At 68.6% G+C, this 19,123-nt stretch carries 16 protein-coding genes and 1 pseudogene; 3 read left to right on the forward strand and 14 right to left on the reverse strand.

Annotated elements, in window-relative coordinates; genetic code table 11:
• Position 1: 1 nt before the first annotated feature.
• Positions 2 to 2,970: pseudogene (locus tag ASE50_RS06370) on the reverse strand (Tn3 family transposase).
• Between the two features lie 137 nt (positions 2,971 to 3,107).
• Between ASE50_RS06370 and ASE50_RS06375 the strand changes: the two are divergent.
• Positions 3,108 to 3,734 carry a recombinase family protein gene (locus tag ASE50_RS06375; RefSeq protein ID WP_082438848.1) on the forward strand — a complete coding sequence of 209 codons (627 nt, stop codon included), beginning with the start codon at positions 3,108 to 3,110 and terminating at the stop codon, positions 3,732 to 3,734.
• 7 nt (positions 3,735 to 3,741) lie between these two features.
• On the opposite strand, the gene ASE50_RS06380 is transcribed toward ASE50_RS06375, so the two are convergent.
• A complete protein-coding gene (locus ASE50_RS06380; RefSeq protein WP_156347407.1) occupies positions 3,742 to 5,238 on the reverse strand; it encodes a hypothetical protein in 1,497 nt (498 codons plus the stop codon).
• Between ASE50_RS06380 and ASE50_RS06385 the strand changes: the two genes are divergently transcribed.
• Together ASE50_RS06385 and ASE50_RS06390 are read left to right on the forward strand one after the other, a co-directional pair.
• Positions 5,203 to 5,859, forward strand: coding sequence for a response regulator (locus ASE50_RS06385; protein WP_235512220.1), 657 nt, complete (start codon positions 5,203 to 5,205; stop codon positions 5,857 to 5,859). The genes ASE50_RS06380 and ASE50_RS06385 overlap by 36 nt on opposite strands.
• Positions 5,860 to 6,204: 345 nt before the next feature.
• Entirely contained in the window at positions 6,205 to 7,218 is a 1,014-nt protein-coding gene (locus ASE50_RS06390) for a sensor histidine kinase (protein ID WP_056397277.1), read from the forward strand.
• 97 nt (positions 7,219 to 7,315) lie between these two features.
• Here the strand turns inward: ASE50_RS06390 and ASE50_RS06395 are convergent, their stop codons facing one another.
• The 12 genes from ASE50_RS06395 to ASE50_RS06445 all read right to left on the reverse strand — a co-directional run bounded on the left by ASE50_RS06395 (position 7,316) and on the right by ASE50_RS06445 (position 19,117).
• Complete coding sequence (locus ASE50_RS06395) at positions 7,316 to 8,332, reverse strand: bile acid:sodium symporter family protein (protein ID WP_056397291.1); 1,017 nt, start codon at positions 8,330 to 8,332, stop codon at positions 7,316 to 7,318.
• A 27-nt stretch (positions 8,333 to 8,359) separates the two neighbouring features.
• Positions 8,360 to 8,701, reverse strand: coding sequence for a hydroxyisourate hydrolase (gene uraH / locus ASE50_RS06400; RefSeq protein WP_055998242.1), 342 nt, complete (start codon positions 8,699 to 8,701; stop codon positions 8,360 to 8,362).
• Entirely contained in the window at positions 8,698 to 10,125 is a 1,428-nt protein-coding gene (locus ASE50_RS06405; RefSeq protein ID WP_156347408.1) for an FAD/NAD(P)-binding protein, read from the reverse strand. The genes uraH and ASE50_RS06405 overlap by 4 nt, the downstream gene beginning before the upstream one ends.
• Entirely contained in the window at positions 10,122 to 10,613 is a 492-nt protein-coding gene (gene uraD, locus ASE50_RS06410; RefSeq protein ID WP_056397299.1) for a 2-oxo-4-hydroxy-4-carboxy-5-ureidoimidazoline decarboxylase, read from the reverse strand. Before uraD ends, ASE50_RS06405 begins: the two co-directional genes overlap by 4 nt.
• Positions 10,610 to 10,990 (reverse strand): oxalurate catabolism protein HpxZ, encoded by a 381-nt coding sequence (gene hpxZ / locus ASE50_RS06415; protein WP_056397303.1) that lies wholly within the window; start codon positions 10,988 to 10,990, stop codon positions 10,610 to 10,612. The genes uraD and hpxZ overlap by 4 nt, the downstream gene beginning before the upstream one ends.
• Positions 10,987 to 11,889: an allantoinase PuuE gene (gene puuE / locus ASE50_RS06420; RefSeq protein WP_056397305.1), complete on the reverse strand. Its 903-nt coding sequence runs from the start codon at positions 11,887 to 11,889 to the stop codon at positions 10,987 to 10,989. The genes hpxZ and puuE overlap by 4 nt, the downstream gene beginning before the upstream one ends.
• Entirely contained in the window at positions 11,886 to 13,067 is a 1,182-nt protein-coding gene (locus ASE50_RS06425) for a pyridoxal-phosphate-dependent aminotransferase family protein (protein ID WP_200909520.1), read from the reverse strand. The genes puuE and ASE50_RS06425 overlap by 4 nt, the downstream gene beginning before the upstream one ends.
• A 37-nt stretch (positions 13,068 to 13,104) precedes the next feature.
• Positions 13,105 to 14,355, reverse strand: a complete 1,251-nt coding sequence (locus tag ASE50_RS06430) for an allantoate amidohydrolase (protein WP_056397312.1) — start codon at positions 14,353 to 14,355, stop codon at positions 13,105 to 13,107.
• Positions 14,349 to 15,932 (reverse strand): gamma-glutamyltransferase family protein, encoded by a 1,584-nt coding sequence (locus ASE50_RS06435; RefSeq protein ID WP_056397315.1) that lies wholly within the window; start codon positions 15,930 to 15,932, stop codon positions 14,349 to 14,351. Before ASE50_RS06435 ends, ASE50_RS06430 begins: the two co-directional genes overlap by 7 nt.
• Positions 15,929 to 17,284, reverse strand: coding sequence for an AtzE family amidohydrolase (locus ASE50_RS06440; protein ID WP_056397317.1), 1,356 nt, complete (start codon positions 17,282 to 17,284; stop codon positions 15,929 to 15,931). The genes ASE50_RS06435 and ASE50_RS06440 overlap by 4 nt, the downstream gene beginning before the upstream one ends.
• Entirely contained in the window at positions 17,281 to 17,433 is a 153-nt protein-coding gene (locus ASE50_RS18705) for a hypothetical protein (protein ID WP_156347409.1), read from the reverse strand. Before ASE50_RS18705 ends, ASE50_RS06440 begins: the two co-directional genes overlap by 4 nt.
• A gap of 133 nt (positions 17,434 to 17,566) precedes the next feature.
• On the reverse strand, positions 17,567 to 19,117 hold the full coding sequence (locus ASE50_RS06445; protein WP_082438867.1) for an adenosine deaminase family protein: 1,551 nt from the start codon (positions 19,115 to 19,117) through the stop codon (positions 17,567 to 17,569).
• Positions 19,118 to 19,123: the final 6 nt, after the last annotated feature.

Consider the following 19,123-nt stretch of genomic DNA (forward strand, 5'->3'; position numbering starts at 1 on the left):
GTTAAGGCCGGATGGCTGATCCCGTGATCCGCAGCGGCCTGAACCGCTCGCGGGGTTTGTCGACCTCGCTCCACAGATAGTCGCCGGTGAGGCTGATATGCTCCCAGCCCAGCGGGGCGACGTGGGCGAGCAGGGTATCGGGCACGTCGATGCCGCGCTCACGCAGATGGCGGGCTGCACGGTCGATATAAACGGTGTTCCACAGGATGATGGCCGAGACGATCAGGTTGAGGCCGGATGCCCGGTGCCGCTGGTTCTCGAAGGTGCGGTCGCGCAGTTCGCCCAGGCGGTTGAAGAAGACGGCACGGGCGAGCGCGTTGCGGGCCTCGCCCTTGTTGAGGTTGGCGTTGGTGCGCCGACGCAGTTCGGCATCGTCGAGCCAGTCGAGCATGAGCAGGGTGCGCTCGACCCGCCCGATCTCGCGCAGGGCGCGAGCGACGGGGTTCTGGCGGGGATAGCCGGCGAGCTTGCGCAGCATCACCGATGCTCGAACGGTGCCGGCACGGATCGAAGCGGCAAGCCGCAGCGTCTCGTCCCAGTCCTCTTCGATGGCGCGCAGGTTGACCGGACCGGCCACGAGCGGACGCAGCGTCGGCCAGGGTGTCAGGTCGCTCATGGCGTAGAGGCGGCGTTCGCCAAGGTCGCGGATGCGGGGCGCGAAGCGGAAGCCGAGCAGGTGGCACAGGCCGAAGACGTGATCGACGGCGCCGGCGGTATCGGTCGCATGTTCGCGGATCGCGATGCCGCTTTCATGGTCGAGCAACCCGTCGATGACGTGCGGAGCCTCACCGGCATTGGCGGCGATGACCTTGCTGTGGAAGGGTGCGAAGCGGTCGGAGATGTGGGTGTAGAACAGCACGCCCGGCTCGCTGCCATAGCGGGCGTTGTGATCGGCCCGCGCCTCGCCGCGCCCGCCCGCACGGAAGAACTGCCCGTCCGACGACGAGGTGTCGCCCGGCCCCCACAGACCGCTGAGCGGATGGGCATGATGATGATACACGATCACGGCCAGCGCGCCGGCATAGGTTTCGTCGCGGATATGCCATTCGGCGGTCCACAGCAGCCGGGCATGGGTCAGCCCGCGCGAGCTTTCCGCCATGCGGGCCAGGCCGAGGTTGGTGCCATCGGCCAGGATCGCGCCCATCAGGGCGGGCTGATCGCTTGCCGGCATGCCGGTGCGGGCGTGGACGAAGCGGTCGGCGAAGCCGGTCCATGCCGAGACTTCGGCCAGCAGGTCGGTGATGCGGATGCGCGGCAGCAGGCCATAGAGGCGGGCCTTCAGTTCCTCCGCCTCGTCCGGCGTCGAGCGCCTCAGCGGTGAGACGGTCAGGCGGCCGTCCTCGATCGCGGCATCGGGCAGCGTTCCTTTGGCCGCGGCGCGCTCCACCTCGTTCATTCGCTGGCGCAGCCGATCCCGGTGTGCGGCGATCCAGTCGGCCGCGCTACCGCTTATCGCCAGGCCGAGCTGCCCTTCGGTACGCATGGTCGCGAAGGCCGGGGCTGGCAGGAGATAGTCGTCGAGCGTGCGATAGGCGCGGCTGCCGTCCACCCAGATCGCGCCCGAGGCGAGCCGGTCGCGCAGATGGACCAGCACCGCGATCTCCCAGGCGCGCCGGTTGAACGCGCCATCAGGCGGCATGACGATGCGACGCCATTTGGGTTTGAGGAACGACACGGGTGCCTTGCGCGGCAGGATCGTGCGGCCGTCCGCGTAGAAGGTGCGGAGCAGTTCGACCGCGCCGAGTAGCGGATCACCGGCGCGGGCCGTCCGGAAGCGGAACGAGGCGAGGAAGGTCGGCAGGAAGCGGCGAACCGCCGCATAGCGTTCTACCACCTCGTCGAGGCCATCCTCGCCCGGACGGGTCAGTTCCTCGGCCGCGCGCATGCTCTGTTCCAGCGCCGGCCATCCGATCCGCTCGTTGATGAGCGCCAGCACATTGCGACCGGTGCCACGCGCCTCGACCAGCGTCCGCCCGAGGCGGATATGCAGACGGGCGGTGTCGCGAAACAGCCGCGCTTGGTCGATCAGCCGTTCCGACCGGGTGCGATCGGCGCGCCGGAACATCGCGCCCACCAGCTTCTCGACCATCAGGATGGCGGCGTCGGTCAGCGCCACCTCCATCTCGATCGCGAAGGCGACCAGCGTGGCGAGGCGACGCCGGCCTTCGAGCCGGGCTAGGTGCTGGGCGGTCATGATCGCGGCCTCGCGCGCGATCACTGCATAGCGACTGCCATGGATGCGCCGCGCCCGCTCCGCCTCGATGCCGAGGGCGCGGACATGATCGAGCCGTTCGACAATTGCCTTGAGGTTGCCGGCACCGGGCGCTTCCGGCCAGTCGCGTATCCACGCCAGGGGCGAACGGGTGGGTGTTCCCCCGACCCGCAACAGCGCATCGAGCCGCTCCACCTGATCCGGCGTCAGGTCACGGCCGAGCCGGGCGAACGTCTGCCGTCTCGCTTCCGCTCGAGCGACCAGCGCGATCCGTTCGAGGACGGCCGGCAGTGGCAGCACGACACCCACCCCGCGCAGCCGCTCGATCATAGCCGCGACGATGGCATCGCAGCGGTCGGTGGAGGTCGCCACCTCGCTGGCAGTCGCGAAGACCATTCCGCGATCGGCGCGCTCGAAGGCACGCAATCCAAGCCGGCGCTCGATCGCGGCACGATGCTCGCGCAGCGTCGTGTCACGCGCGGCATAGTCGGCGAAGGCGTCGGGCGCGCAGCCAATCTGGGCAGCCAGCACGGTAGCATCGCCGCAGGTGGCACCTCACCGGGTTCGATCGCGCGACCGGGATGGCGGAGGTAGCCGAGCTGCACCGCATAGCCGATCCGGTTGCCGGGACGCCTGCGTCGGAACACCTCGACCAGATCGTCGGGGCCGAGCGTGTATAGCCGCTCGATCGCGGCGGGGTCCGATGGCAGATCGAACAGCGCGGCGCGCTGTGCTGGCGACAGGATTTGCGCGACCATCTTGACCCTGCTCCCTCTGCTGTCACACAATCATGCCGTGATGACGTTGATGCGACATAGCCGGAGTGACTGGTTAAGTGACAGGAAGGCGCCGCTTTGCGGCGCTGCCGTCATCTGTCACGTGGACGCTCGTTAAAGTGACGGCGCTGATCGGCTATGCGCGGGTGTCGAAGGCGGACGGCAGCCAGGTCATCGACCTCCAGCGCGACGCATTGGCGAAGGCCGGCGTCGATCTGGAACATCACCTCTATACCGACGCCGCATCGGGCAAGCGCGACGACCGGCCGGGGCTGGACGCCTGCATCAAGGCACTGCGTCACGGCGATACGCTGGTGGTGTGGAAGCTGGACCGGTTGGGGCGCGACCTGCGCCACCTCGTCAACCTGGTCGGCGACCTGACGAAGCGTAGCATCGGACTGAAGGTGCTTGCCGGCGAGGGCGCATCAATCAACACCACCACTGCCAACGGCCGGCTCGTCTTTGCGATCTTCGCAGGACTTGCCGAGTTCGAGCGCGAGCTGATCGTCGAGCGGACCAAGGCCGGCCTCGCCGCGGCGCGCGCCCGCGGGCGGACCGGCGGTCGCCCGTTCAAGATGACACCGGCCAAGCTGCGCCTCGCCCAGGCCGCAATGGGCAAGCCTGAAACCAAGGTCGCCGAGCTGTGCGCTGAACTCGGCATCACACGCCAGACGCTCTACCGCCACGTCACGCCCAAGGGCGATATCAGACCAGATGGCGAAAAGCTGCTGGCAAGGAAGCGATGATCTGCCATCACTGATGTTGCACGCTGCCGTTCGACACGATCCAGCCCGGCGAAAGCTTGAGGCTCCACCCCGCTCCGACATATTCACTGCCACGCGCGGTGCCGGGACCGGCGACCGATGCCGACTTCCAGTCCTTCGCGATCAGCACGCCCTGCTCCACCGTCAGTGTGCCCCATGCGTCGCGGATAGTGGCCGTCGGATAGACGGTGCCCGATGGCGGCAGCGCGAAGACGTTCTGCGGATTGAACTGGATCTGTATGTCGATCAGCGGCAGCCGCATGACCGGACCATCGATCAGCATGGTTCGCCAGTGCGCGGCCTGGCGGGCACGGGCATCCGCCTTTGTCGCTTCTTCCGACCGGATGCCGGCAAAGCCATAACGATCGCGGACCGCCTCCACCGGGAGCAAGGCAACGTAACCAATGGCATTATGCAGCAAGGCCCCCAGATCGCTGTCCGGTCGCAAGCCGTTCCGCCACCCTGGAGACAGCCGGTCGAGCAACAAGCCATAGGCGGGACCGGACGCATAGGCGAAGCTGCGAACATAGCCATCGCGCCGGTCGTAATCGGCCAAGGCCCCGATCGTCGAAGCCACGGCATCCTTGCCGGCACCGAGGCGCTTGCCGGTATATTCGGCGATCCCTTCGTTGATCTCCAATGCGTTCTCCCGGCCGGTCGCCTCCGTCGCCATACTGCGCCGGAGCGCGCGAAAGGCCAGCGCATCACGGATCGCAGTGCGTTGCGGCTCGCCATCCGTTCGCAGTGCCCGGGCCAGCGCTCGCCATTCGAGGCGCAGGAGCAGGTGCCCGTCGAGTGTGTCGAGATGATCCGGCAGAGCCGCCACGGGCGGGGGAAGGCGATCGGGTTGGATGCGGTGGAATGCCTCGTGCATCAGCAAGGTATCGCGTCTGTCGCGATCCGAGGGCAGTGGCAGCAGCACCATCGTCCAGCGGGTGCCTGCCCAGTCGATCGCGGTGTTCGCCATGCCGATGTCCGAAGGCAGCGTTCCGATGAACAGCGCGCCCGAGGCCCGGAGATCGTGGCCGGTCGTATTCCTGTCGGCGTAGACGGTTCGCGTACCGGGATCGACCAGCATGATCGGCCCGCACAGGCTCCTGCCCCACAATCGTCCGCCATCGCGATGGCACAGGACGCGATATCCGGTGATGGCTTCGCCTGCGGCCTTGGCTTGGGAACCGGATAGAGGCTGCGCCGATGCGGAGGTAGCAAGGAGACATCCCGCTATTCCACCGATCGACAACCACAGACGGTGATGATGCTTGATGGGCATTGCGTGAGATCCCTGCCTCGATTGTGAGGCGGGCTTTCTGGCCGGCGAAGGTATCGCCTTCATGGCCTCATTGTATCCCGGGCGGCGATCATGACACGAACGCGATACGATCCATTGATAGGGGAAGGCATGGCGAACAGCGTGGCGCGGATCATCGTAGTAGAGGACGACGACAGCGTGCGAGACGCGATCGTCGGCTATCTGTCGCGGCATGACTTCGACGTAACGGGCGTACCCGATGCGCGCGCCTTCGATGCGCTGGCGGACGGCACCCGTGCCGACCTGATCGTTCTCGATGTGATGATGCCGGGAGAGGACGGACTGTCGCTCTGTCGCAGATTGCGCGATGCTGCTCCTCCCGTCCTGATGCTCAGCGCACTGGGGGATACGACGGACCGTATCGTTGGGCTGGAGATCGGTGCGGCGGATTATCTGGCCAAACCCTTCGATCCGCGGGAGTTGCTCGCCCGCATCCGCGCGATCCTCCGGCGCGAAGCCCCGCCGGTCACGCAATCCCCTCAATCCTATCACTTCGACGGATGGCTGTTCGAGCCGGATAGCGCACGGCTGATCGCGCCGGACGGCACGCCGGCATCGATGACGGCAGGCGAACTGCGGATGCTGCTCGCGTTCGTCCGGCACCCGGCGCAAGTCCTTGGTCGCGACAGGTTGCTCGATCTGACCCATGGCACGGACGACGGTCCCTTTGACCGGGCGATCGATCTGGCGGTCAGCCGATTGCGACGGCGATTGTCAGATGCGGGCGGGACGAGCCTGATCGAAACCGTGCGTGGGCTTGGCTATCGGTTTCGGCCCGCGGTTACCCGCCGGTGAGGTGGTCGCCGTCTATCCTGGCCCAGGTCGCGACGCTGGCGCTCACTACGCTGGTGCTCGCTTTCGCCCTGAGCTTGGGTATTGTATTGCTGACGCCCACCCCTGCGCCGGCGCGGATGACGGTTCGCGATGCGGCAAGTGTATTGGAGGGCGAGCGGAACGGTGCCTTTGGTCTGACGATCCGATCGGCGCCGCCCACCCCGCCCCGGGTCGTGGAGGTCGAGGCCTCGCTGGCGCGGATGTTGCGCGTCCGTCCCGATCGGGTTCGCGCACTGGCTCGACAGCGACGGTGCCGGCAAAGGAAAGGCGACAGGGCAAAGCGTCATTCTGGTCGGTGACAGGACGTTGCTCGTCGACAGCGGTGCCGGCGGGTTTCAGATGCGATATGGCGCCGATGTGCGGATCGGCCCCGACGTGGAAATGCCCGCGTTCGAAGCAGCCGTTCGGCAGGACGATGGCCGTTGGCGAACCGTCACGCCGACCGACCGGCACCTGGCAGCATGGCGACTGCGGCTGTTTGCGGCGTTCGGTCTGGCCCTCATGCTTTCCGCAGTCCCGGTGTGGATCGCAGCACGTCGGCTGTCGATACCCGTGCGCAATCTCGCGGAATGTGCGGCACGAAGCGACTTAGCCAGCGAACCGCCGTTTCAAGATAGCGGCCCGGCCGAGATCAGAGCGGTCGCCGCAGCGATGAACGCCATGCACCAGCGCCTTGCCGATCAGGCGGAGGAGCGCTTCCAGGCGTTCGCCGCCATAGCGCATGACCTTCGCACGCCCCTGACCGGGCTGCGCATCCGCGCGGAACTGGTCCCGCCAGGCGAACGCGAACGCATGATCCATGATCTCGACCGGATGGCAGCGATGATTGGCGAGGTGCTCGATTTTGCGCAGATCGATCGGCATCGGTTATGTCCGCAAAACACCGATCTTGTCGCCTTTCTCACCGCAATCCGGAATGATCGGCGCTCGCTGGACCAGGATGTCGATCTGGCCGGCCAGATCGATGATGGCTGGGCCGTGGTCGACAGACACCTCCTGCACCGCGCTCTGGATAATCTCATCGACAATGCCATACGCTATGCGGGGAATGCCATCCTGTCGGTCGAGAATCGCGACACGCAGGTGTGCATCCATGTCGATGATTCCGGGCCCGGTATCCCTCTGAACGACGTCGGTGGCATCATCGCACCGTTCAGAAGGCTGGAACCATCGCGAAGCCGCGCGACGGGTGGGGTAGGCCTCGGGCTGGCGATCGCGGATCGTATCGCCGTTGCGCATGGCGGCAGACTGATATTGGACAATCGGCAACCGCATGGCCTCCGCGCAACGCTCAGTCTCCCGTCACGCCCTTTCGCTTAGCGTACGCTCGTGAAGACATTCTGCGATGACCCCATGTCGATCCTGCTGCAACGCGGGCGGGTGATGCCGATCTATCTCAGCAACTTCGTCGACTTGCTCAAGGAAGAGTTCGCGCTGCTGGCGACACCGGCACCGGCCTGACCGCATCGGCGGCATCGGCCGCGTCCGCCAGTCGCCGCGCCAGAAAAGCACAGGCGATCAGCTGCAACTGGTGGAACACCATCACCGGCAGCAGCACGACGCCGACCTGCGCCGGCGGAAACAGCACCCCCGCCATCGGCACCCCGGTCGCGAGGCTCTTCTTCGAACCGCAAAAGCGCATCACCGCCGCGTCGGCAGGGTCCAGCTTCATCGCCCGCGCGATCAGCCCGGTCAGCACCAGCACCACCGCCAGCAGCGCCGCGCACCATCCGACCAGTTCGGCCAGTTCCACCGCCCCGACCTGCGACCAAAGCCCCTCGGTTACCGCCGCGCCGAACGCGGTATAGACGACCAGCAGGATCGACCCGCGATCGAGCGTGGTCACCAACCGTTTGCGCGCGGCGATCCAGTCGCCGATCCACGGGCGCAGCAAATGCCCGGCCGCGAACGGCACCAGCAACTGCAACACGATCGCCTGCACGCTGCCGAACGACAGGTTGACGCCGCCGGTCCCCGGCAGCAGCAACGCGGCCAGCGCGGGCGTGACCGCGATGCCGAGCAGATTGGACAGCGACGCGCTGCATACCGCCGCCGCGACGTTGCCGCGCGCGATCGCGGTAAAGGCGATCGACGATTGCACCGTCGAGGGCAGCAGCGTCAGAAACAGCAATCCGGTGGCCAAGTCCGGCGCCGGCAACCCGCTGCCGGTAATCGCAAGGCCGAGCAGCGGAAACACGACGAAGCTGGTTGCGAGGATCGCGGCATGCAATCGCCAGTGCCGCGCCCCGGCCAGCAGCGCGCTGCGCGACAGTTTCGCGCCATGGACGAAGAACAGCGCGACGATCGCGGTATCGGCGGCGATGTCGAAAATCGGCACGCCGACCCCGCGCGGCGGCAACAGCGTCGCGATCACGACGGTCGCGAGCAGCATCAGCACATAGGGTTCGATAGTGGCGAACAATCGGCGGATCATCGGGGCACTCCGGTACGCAACACGGGATCAACTGCCCCGATAGGTGGAATAGCCGTAAGGGGAAACGAGCAACGGCACATGATAATGGCCGCCGTCCTGCGCTATCCCGAAATCGATCGTCACCCGGTCGATGAACGGCGGATCGGCCAGCGTCACCCCGGCGGCACGGAAATAATCGGCCACCGCGAAGCACAGCGCGTGGCGACCCGCCGACAGCCGCAACGCGGCGAGGTCGGGACAGCGACCATCGGCGTTGGTCACGCCGTCGAACAACACCGTGCCGCACCCGTCGAGCAGCGTGACGGCGACCCCGGCCGCCGGTCTGCCATGCGCGGTATCAAGGACATGGGTCGACAGGGTCACGCTCATGCCGCCGCCTCCCCGCGCGGCCACGAACCGACGAATTCGACCTCGTCATACGCCAGATACGCGGCGATCATCGCCTCGCGATCGTCGAGGAACAGCTGGTCCGCCACGCCCGCCACCAATCGCGGGAGCGCGTGGCGCAATCCCGACAGCGCCGATGCCGACAGGCCGAGGCTGATGAGACCCGAATAGTTGAACGCGAACAGGCCGTGCAGCTTGTCCGCATGATCCGCGTCACGCGGCAGGAACTGGAATTGCGGCCCTAGATAGGGATGGGCATCGATCAGCGGATGGGTGGCCGCCGCGTCCGCCGGGCGATACCGATCGGCCCATCGCGCAATGCCGTCGGCAACCAGCGCCAGCTCGGGCCGGAGCGCCGGGTCGGTGACCAGCCCCGTCGACAGCACGAGGAAGTCGAACGTCTCGGTCCCGCCCGGCGTCGTGACCACGACCCCTTCGGCGCTGTCCGCCACGTCGAGCCATGGCGTCCCGAGATGCAGGTGAAAGCCGGGCAGCGCCGATGCCCGTTCGAACGTGTCGTTGGTCGGCGGCTGGCTGCGGTCGAAGAACGCGACCATCATCCGGTATTTGGCGGCATCGTCCAGCGCCGGGAAGCGCCCGATGATCCCGCTGCGCTCCATATGCCGGATCGGGTTGACCTGCGGCAGCGCCGGGCGGCGAACGAAAACATGCGCTTGCGCCACACCGGCGGACAGCGCGGCATGGGCGTTGTCGAACGCCGACGCCCCCGCCCCCAGCAGCGCGATCCGCTTGCCCGCCAGCGCCGCATAGTCGATCGCGGCGGAGGTATGGGCATAGCGCGTCGCCGGCAGCCGATCGCGGATGAAGGGCGGTACGTGCCAGTTGCCACCGCCCTGGATCCCGGTCGCCAGCACGACCTTGCGCGCGAGCAGCGGCGCACCCTCGGCCAGATGGAGCCGGAACCGCCCGCCCAGCGGCTCGATCAGCGTGACGCGTGCATCGTTGCGCACCGGCAGCTTCAGCACGGCGCGATACCAGCGCAGATACGCCATCCAGTCACGGCGCGGGATCTTGTCGAGCGCGTCCCAGCCCGCGCGCCCGTGCTGCGCCTCCCAGAACGCGCGAAAGGTCAGCGACGGTAACCCCATGTCGATCGCGGTCAGATGCTTGGGCGTGCGCAGCGTCATCATCCGCGCATAGGTGTCCCACGGCCCCTCATAGCCCGCCGGATTTTCGTCGAGCACGAGGATGTTCGACACCCGTTCGCGCAGCAGCCCGAACGCCGCGCCCAGCCCGCTCTGCCCGCCGCCGATGATGACGACGTCATGGACATGGCCCTCCGCGCTTTCCTGCGGCACGGTCCATGCCGGGCCACCATGCGCGAGGCGTTCGAGGTCGCGCGCGACCTGCTCCGCGAGGGCGGCAAGGCCGATGGGTCGGGTCATGCCAGGGTCTCCAGTCGCAGGCGGACGATATGGCCGATCTCGTCGAGCGCGGTCGCCATCTCGGTCGCGGGGTCGTTGCCCAACCGCTCGGCCATCGCCCGCAGGATGCCCGCCCGGTCGGTCCGCCGGACGCAGATGAGGAAGGGAAAGCCGAACCGCGCGCGATAGGCGGTGTTGAGCGCATGAAATCGTTCGAACTCGTCAGGCGTCATCCGGTCCAGCCCGGCCGACGCCTGCTCGCTCTGCGATTCGGCGGTGAGCGTACCGGCGATGGCGGCGCGGCCGGCCAGTTCGGGATGGGCGCGGATCACCGACAGCCGCTCGTCGGGCGTGGCATCGGCCAGCGTCGCGGTGATCCCCTCCGCCAGATCGGCAAAGGGGCGCCGCGCCGCCGCGCGTTCGATCACCCATGGCGAATGCTCGACGATCGCGGCGTAGCGTTGGACGAATGCTTCGGAGGACAACGTGTTGAAATCACGCTCGGTCATGATCCCGCCCCCTCGATCGAGACATGCGCGGCGACGACCTTCCAGCCATCGGCGAAGCGGACCCAGCTCTGGCTCTGTCGCCCGCGCCGCGCATCGCCCTCGCGGAAGAATTCGGCATTGGCGGTGGCGTGGTCGCGGCCGAAGCTGTGGATCGCGACCCTGCCCAACCGACGCTGCGGCGATCCGCCACGCCCGACACGGAATGCGCGAATGGCGTCCGCGCCGTACAGCACCTCGCCCACGCCATAGCGGATGGTGGTCGGATGATCGTGGAACAGCCGGTCCATCGCCGGCACGTCGTCAGCCATCAATGCCGCTTCATAGGCCATGAACGCGGCGGTCACCTCGGCCACCACGTGCGGGTCGTCGATCGTCATGCCGGGTGCACCTGTTGCCAGTGTCGCGCGATATCGATGCGGCGCGCGATCCATGCGTCGCCGCTGGCGATCACATGATCGACGAAGCGGGCCAGCGCCGCTGCGCGGCCGGGCCGGCCGGCGATGCGCCCGTGCAACCCGACCGACATCATCCGCCCGCCCTCGCTTCGCAATTGCTCGAACGTGTCGCGCAGATAGCGGAAGAACGGTTCGCCATCGGCAAAGCCGTTATACGCCACGAACTTCATGTCGTTGGCATCGAGCGTATAGGGCACGATCAGCTGCGCCCGCCCGCCATTGGCGGCGGCATGGCGACGGTCCCAATAGGGCAGATCGTCGGCATAGCTGTCGGCGTCATAGACGAACCCGCCCTCGGCAGCGACCAGCGCGGCGGTCGCGGGCGAGGTCCGCCCCTGATACCAGCCCAGCGGCCGCGCGCCGGTCAGCCGGGCGTGCAGCGCGATCGCCTCGGCGATATGCGCGCGCTCCACCTCGGGCGGGACGCGCTGGTAATCGATCCAGCGCAGGCCGTGGCTGGCGATCTCCCATTCGGCGGCCAGCATCGCATCGACGCTCGCCGGATTGGCGGCCATCGCGGTGGCGACCGCGAACGCCGTCACCGGCACCTGCCGCTCCACGAACAGCCGGTGCAGCCGCCAGAAGCCGGCGCGCGAACCATATTCGTACAGGCTTTCCATCGCCATCGCCCGCGCCGGATGGCTCGCCGCACCGACCATTTCCGACAGGAACGCCTCCGACCCGGCATCGCCGTGCAGGACGCTGTTCTCAGCCCCCTCCTCGACATTGACGACGAACTGGACCGCGACGCGCGCGCCACCCGGCCAGCGCGGATCGGGCGGCGATGCGCCATATCCGATCAGATCGCGTTCGGCGGTCATGCGGCATAGCTTTCGAGCGCGGCATCGACCCCGGCCCCGGACGGCAGCGCCAGCCCTTCGGCTCGCAACACCGCCTCCAGCGCGGCCAGCGTCAGCAGCACCTTGTGCTTCATGGCGTTATATCCCATCGCGCCGATCCGCCAGACCTTGCCCTGCAGCGGTCCGAACGCGGTCCCGATCTCGATCTCGAAATCCTCGCGCATCCGGGCGCGGACCCGCTCGCCGTCGACACCGTGCGGGATGACGATGCCGGTGACGTTGGTCATGCGGAAACGGTCGTCGCCGAACACCGCCAGCCCCAGCGCCCGCGCCCCCGCCACCACCGCCCGCCCCGCCGCCGCATGGCGCGCGAACCGCGCCGGCAACCCCTCCCCCAGCGCCACGCGGGCGCATTCGCGCGCGCCGTACAGCATGGTCGTCGCTTCGGTATGGTGGTTCAGCCGCTTGTCCGACCAGTAATCCATAATCATGGCGAGGTCGAAATAGTTGCTGCCGATCCGCACCCCGCCGGCATCGGTCAGGTCGTCGCGGCGAATCCCCTTCTCGACATGCCGCCGCCCGAGAATGCGTTCCGCTGCGCGCGGCGACACGGTGATCGGTGCCGACCCCGACGGACCGCCAAGGCATTTCTGCAGGCCCCCGGTCACGACGTCCGCGCCCCAGCGATCGGTGGCGATCTCCATGCCGCCCAGCGTCGCGGTGGCATCGACATAGAGATACGCGCCCGCTTCGCGGCACAGCGCCCCGACCCCGTCCAGCGGCTGTGCCATGGTGGTCGAGGTATCGCCATGGACACAGGCGACGACCATCGGCGCGGTACGCTCGATCGCGTCGGCGATGGCGTCGATCGGCACGGTCTGCCCCCACGGCACCGACAGCCGCTCGACCGTTGCCCCGATCCGTTCGCCGATCTCCTGCAACAGCAATCCGAACCGGCCGAAATCGATGACCAGCAGCCGGTCGCCGGGGGCCAGCAGCGACACCAGCGACGCCTCGATCGCCGCGCGCGCGGTGCCGTCGATCAGGAAGGTCCAGTGGTTCTCCGTCCCGAACACCGGGCGGTACAGCGCCATGACCTGGTTCATGTAGCCGGTCATTTCCGGGTCGAACTGGCCGAGCAGGTCGGCGCTCATCGCACGCAGCACGCGCGGATGGGCGTTGACCGGACCCGGCCCCATCAACAGCCGCTGCGGCGGGTCGATCTCGCCGAACAGGTCAGGCGTCACGATAGTCTTCTCCCAATCGGTCGATGAAGCCGCGCATCGCGGCGAAGGCGGCGTCGGCGTCGGCCGGATCGACATGTTCGGCCGGATGATGGCTGATCCCGCCGGCGCAGCGCACGAACAACATCGCCACCGGCCCCAGCGCGACCATCGCCATCGCGTCATGCCCCGCCCCCGACATCAACCGCCGCGACGGTTGCCCGGTGGCGACGATAGCGGCGTCGAGCAGGTCCATCAGCTTCGGGTCGCACGGGCATGGCGGCAGGTCGTGGATCGTCGCCACGGTGATCGACACGCCCCGTTCCCCGGCGATCGCGTCCATCGCCGTCCCGATCGCGGCGGCCGCCCGGTCGCGGCGGTCGGTGGCGCCCGCGCGGATATCGACGGTGAAGCGCACCTCGCCCGCGATGACGTTCGCCGCCCCCGGCGCGACCTCGATCCGTCCGACCGTCGCGACCAGATCGGACGCGTCGGCGACCGCGATATCCTCGATGGCCGACACCATCCGCGCGGCGGCGGCCATCGCGTCACGGCGCAGTTGCATCGTCACCGTGCCGGCATGTCCCGCCACCCCGCCGACCGTCACTGCGAGGCGCAGTTGCGCGGCAATGCCGGTAACGGTGCCCAGCGCCAGCCCTTCCGCCTCCAGCACCGGCCCCTGTTCGATATGCGTTTCGAGATAGGCGAGCATGGTGCCCGGTGCCCGGCGTGCAGAGGCCAGCGCCGCCGCTTCGCTCCCGAACTCACGGAGCGCCGCGTCGACGCCGATCCCCGCCGCATCGGCCATGTCGGCGGCACCCGGCGTCAGCGTTCCCGCCACCGCACGGCTGCCGAGCATTGCGGCCGGGAAGCGCGATCCTTCCTCGTCGCCGAAGCCGATCACCTCGATCGCGAACGGCAGGCGACGTCCTTCGGCATGGAGCGCGGCGACGCATTCGATGCCGAGCATGACGCCGAGCGGCCCGTCATAGGCACCACCGTCGCGCACGCTGTCGAGGTGGCTGCCGATCACCAGCGCCGGCGCGTCCGGGCGCGTGCCTTCATAGCGACCGATCAGATTGATCGCGGCGTCGCGGCGCACGGTCATGCCCGCCGCTTCCATCCATGCCCCGACCCGATCGATCGTCGCGCGATAGGCCGGGGTCAGCCAGCCGCGGAACAACCGGTCCGCACTGTCGCTATAGGGCGCGCGCGACAGGTCGAGACAGCGTGCCGCCGCCCGGGCGCCGGATGCGATCACCATGTCGCCACCATCCCGTCGCTGCGCGGATCGGTCGCCCCCTCGATCATGCCGCCGGGGTGGCGCACGATCGCCCCGGCATGGCCCATCATCGACGACCACGCCGGCACGCGCTCGACCGCATGGCCCGCCGCCGCCAGTCGTTCGTACAGCGCCGGATCGAACCCCGCCTCGATCTTCAGCGTCGTGCTCTGATCGCCCCATGTCCGGCCCAAAAGCCAGCGCGGCGCATCCACCGCCGCCTGCAACGGCTGACCGAACAGCGCGTGGCGGGTGAAGACCGCCGCCTGCGTCTGCGGCTGCCCCTCGCCGCCCATCGTGCCATAGGCCATGACGCGACCATCGTCGAACCGCGCCAGCGCCGGATTGAGCGTATGGAACGGCCGCGCGCCGGGCCGCAGTCGATTGGGACCATCTCCGTAGAGCGCGAACGAGCATCCCCGATTCTGCCAGACGATGCCGGTCTGCGGCAGCACGATGCCCGACCCGAATTCGAAATAGGTGCTCTGGATACAGCTGACGACCTGACCCCGCGCATCCGCCGCGCCGAACCATGTGGTGTCGCCCAGCGCCGGCGGATGCGGCCATGGTGCCGCCCGCCCGATGTCGATCGCACCGGCCATCCGGTCGATCGCGGCGGCATCGCCCAGCAGCGCCTGCGCATCCTGCGCCATCGTCGCCGGATCGCCGACATGCGCATCGCGCCAGCGAAATGCCTGTTTCGTCGCCTCCACCAACCGGTGGACATGGTCGAACCCGTCGCACTCGACGTCCCGCATCCGGCCGAACAGCGCGAGGATCAGCAGCGACGCGACGCCCTGCGTCGGCGGCGGCAGGTTCAGCAGCCGCGCACCGGTGATCGCCACCGACAGCGGCTCCACCGGCCGCGCATCGAACGCCGCAAGGTCCGCGGCCACCAGCGGACTGCCGAGCCGCACGAGATCTTCGGCGATCGCCTGTGCCAGTTCGCCACGATAGAAACCGTCCAGCCCGTCGCGCGCCAGTCGTTCCAGCGTCGTCGCCAGCGCCGGTTGCCGCAACAGGTCGCCTTCGATCAGCGGCCGGCCTTCGGCTTCGAAGATGCGGGCATAGTCGCCGCGGAGGTCGCGCAGCGCATCCGACACGGTGGCGGCGATCTGCGCGCCACCGGCGGTGACGACCACCCCGGCCCGCGCATGGTGGATCGCATCGCGCAGCAGCCGATCCAGCGGCAGCGAGGTATCGCTCTCAGCCAGTGCCGCCCGCCATCCCGCGATCGTCCCCGCCACGGTGTTCGCCGCCAGCGGTCCGCGCCACGGGATCGTCGCATGGTCCTGGTACAGGGAACGGTCCGCCGCCATCGCCGCCGCGCCGCTGCCGTCGATCGCCCAGTTGCGCCCGTCCGGTTCGGCGACCAGCCAGAAGCCGTCGCCGCCGATGCCGGTCATGTGCGGATAGACGACGGCAAGGCACGCGGCGGTCGCCACCGCCGCCTCGACCGCGCTGCCGCCATCGGCCAGCACGTCGCGCCCGGCCTGCGCCGCCAGATGATGCGGCGCGCTGACCATGCCGCGCAGCGACCGGGGCGTCGCGCGCGTCATGCGGCCTGCGCCCATCGCGGTGCCGGCGTACAGGCGACCAGCCCGGCCGCGACCAACGCCGCCGCCGTGTCGAACAACAACGCTTCGCGTCCCCGCGCGGCGATCAGTTGCACGCCGATCGGCATCGCGCCGTCGCGCTGGCGCAGCGGCACCGACAGGATCGGCACGCCGGCAATGCTCAGCGGTTGGGTATGCAGGCCCAGATCGGCCCGCGCGGACAGCGTTTCGCCGTCGATCACGACCGTCGTCGCATCGGTCCGCGGTGCGGCCATCGGCGTTGCGGGGGCCAGCAACAAGTCGTGCCCGGCCAGCGCGTCGGCGACTTCGCCGGCAAAGCGATCGGCGACCGCTTCGGCCTCGCGGACGGCGGCGACCGGCTGGAGCGCCCCGGCGATCAGCCGGTCGCGCGTGACCGGATCGAACGCCATCGCATCGCGGCGCAGCGCCGGCAGATGGCGATGTCCCCCCTCGGCCCCCGTCAGCACGAAACCGGCCGACCGCGCAGCGGCGGCGGACGGCAGCACGACCGCCGGCCCAGCGCGCAAATGGCGGGCGATGCGATCGATCCCGGCAAAGATCGCGGCATCGGCGCGCGTCGCGAACCATCCGCCGAGCACCGCGACGCGTATGCGCTCGATCTGGTCCGATGCCGGTACCGTGCCGGCCATCACCGCATGGGCAATGGCAAGATCCTGAACCGACCGCACGAAATAGCCGACGGTGTCGAGCCGCTCGACAAAGGGATAGACCCCGTCGACCGGCACCGCGCCAAAGGTCGGACGCAGGCCGTAAATGCCGCACAGGCTCGCCGGTACGCGGATCGATCCGTTGGTGTCCGATCCCAGCGCCAGCGGCACCAGCCCGGCCCCGACCAGCGCCGCCGATCCGCCCGACGATCCGCCCGCCAGCCGGTCGAGGTCGTGCGGGTTGCGGGTGATGCCGAAATGCGCGTTCTCGGTCGAAAATCCATAGGCGAATTCGTCCATGTTGGTCGTCGCGACCAGCACGGCCCCCGCCGCGCACAGCCGCGCGACGACCGGTGCATCGCACGTCGCGGCAGGAGCAGTCGCCAGCTGCCGTGCGCCGGCCGTGGTCGGCTCGCCGGCAACGTCGAACAGGTCCTTTACCGCAAAGGGGACGCCGGCCAGCGGTCCGGGATCGCGCCCGGCGGCAACGGCGGCATCGACCCGCGCCGCGTCCGCCAGCGCCCGCTCCCGCAACAGCCGGGTGGCGGCGTTCAGCCGGTCGTGACGCGCGATGCGGTCGAGCGTTTCGATCGCTACCGCATGGGCGGACCGCCGCCCCGCGCGGACATCGGCGGCGATCGCGGTCGCCGTGCCGGCGTCACTCATCGCGCATCCTCGCGCACGGCCGCATGATGCCGAGCCAGCAACCGCTGGTTGGCGACAACGCCGTCCAGCGCCGCCGGAGGGATCGTCAACCCGAGGCGATCGGCCAGCAGCAGGGCAAGTCGCCGTTCGTCGTCGGTTGCCGGGGTCATGCCACATTCTCCTATCGCGTGCCGCACCGGACCGCAGCGCGCCCCCTTGGTAGCGGTGACGAATCGCGTATCGGAAGCACAATATTGCGCTTCGAGTGCGCGCATTTTTCGCGCACTCCAGTTGCCGGCGGGATCAGTCGAACCGCTGACGCTCGAACCGGTCGAAGTCGCGCTCCAGCCGCGCTTCGAGACGCGCCTTCGCATGGGTGGCGGTAAAGGTGCGGCAGGCGTCGGAATCGAGAAGCCGGCACGCCGGCACGCGGGAACCGCCCGCCCGATCCTGCCAGAGGCTGTTGCCCGACAGGAACGCATAATGGAGCGAATCGCGGGCAATCTGCTTCAGATCGCGGTAGCGCAGGTTCTGCTCGGTCACCGCGCGCAGATATTCGTTGGTCATGTCGCTGCGCGAAACGCCTTCGTCGTCGGTCGACAGCACGACCGGCACCCCCGCCTGCCGATAGAGCGACAGCGGATGGTCGCGTCCCTTCACCCCCAGGATCACAGCGTTACTGGTCAGATTGATTTCCACCGCCACCCGGTCACGCGCCATCCGCGCTAACAGCGCGCGGGCATTGGTTTCGTAGGAAATGTCGATCCCGTGCCCGATCCGCCGCGCGCCGGCGACCGTCACCGCATCATGGATATGGAATGCCAGATCGCGCGGCGGCACCAGCCCCAGTGTCAGTTCACCGGCATGCAGCGACAGCGGCACGGCGGGATAGCGTTCCTTCAGGAACCGCAGCATCCGCATGTGCAGCGCATAGTCGCGCAGCGCGACCGGGTCATGTTCGGGCGCGACGATGTTGACCGCGACGAAGCGCGGATCGGCCTCAACCAGCGCGAAGCCCAGCGCCAGTTCGGCAAAGACCTGTGCCGGCGGCCGGGTCCGGATCGCGGCATATTGATAACGGATTTCGGTCGCGCAGGCGGGCTTGGGCGCGGGCGTGGCGCAGCCGTCGATCGCCGCCATTTCCGCATCATAGCCGTCATATTCCTTGCGCGTCGTCCGCACCGCGTCGGGCAATTCGGGCGCGATCCGCGCGTACAGCGCCGCCAGGTCACGCACGTCGCCATCGCCGACCTTCGCCAGCAACGGCTGCGTCGCCGCCGAACCGGTGCTCAATTCGGCATAGGACAGATTGTCGGCGGCGGCCTGCTGGCGGCTGACCGCCATCACCTTGCCGCCATGGCGCGCGGCGATCGGCCAGAACGCGCCGAAGGTGGAGAAGAAGCGATCATAGCCCGACACGCGCGGATCGCCGGTGCCGCCCTCGAAACCGCGCGTCGAGAAGGCGTCGACGAACGCGGCATAGCGCGGATAGTCCCGCGCCAGATCCGCCGCCGCGACCCGGCCGGGCGCGTCGCACGGCGGCGGTGCCATCCCCGCCGGATCGATCGACAGGCACAGCCCCTCCGCCGCCGCCCAGCCGAGCATATCCTCGGCATAGATCGCGCCGCCGGCGTGATTGTGCAGATCGCCCCCTTTGGGCATGGTCTGCAGGAACATGCGCAGCCGTGGCGGACTGTCGGCGATCCGGTCGAGATACGCGGCGGTCCGCGCTTCGGGCGTCGCCGCATCGCGCGGCGCGGCGGCACCGCACAGCATCGCCGCCGCGAGCATCCATCCCGCCTGTACCGCGCCGAAGCACGCGCGGATGCGGCCGTCATTCCAACGGGCGTTCATCGTCAT

The organism is Sphingomonas sp. Leaf5 (genome assembly GCF_001421155.1).
In the GTDB taxonomy this organism is placed as follows: domain Bacteria; phylum Pseudomonadota; class Alphaproteobacteria; order Sphingomonadales; family Sphingomonadaceae; genus Sphingomonas.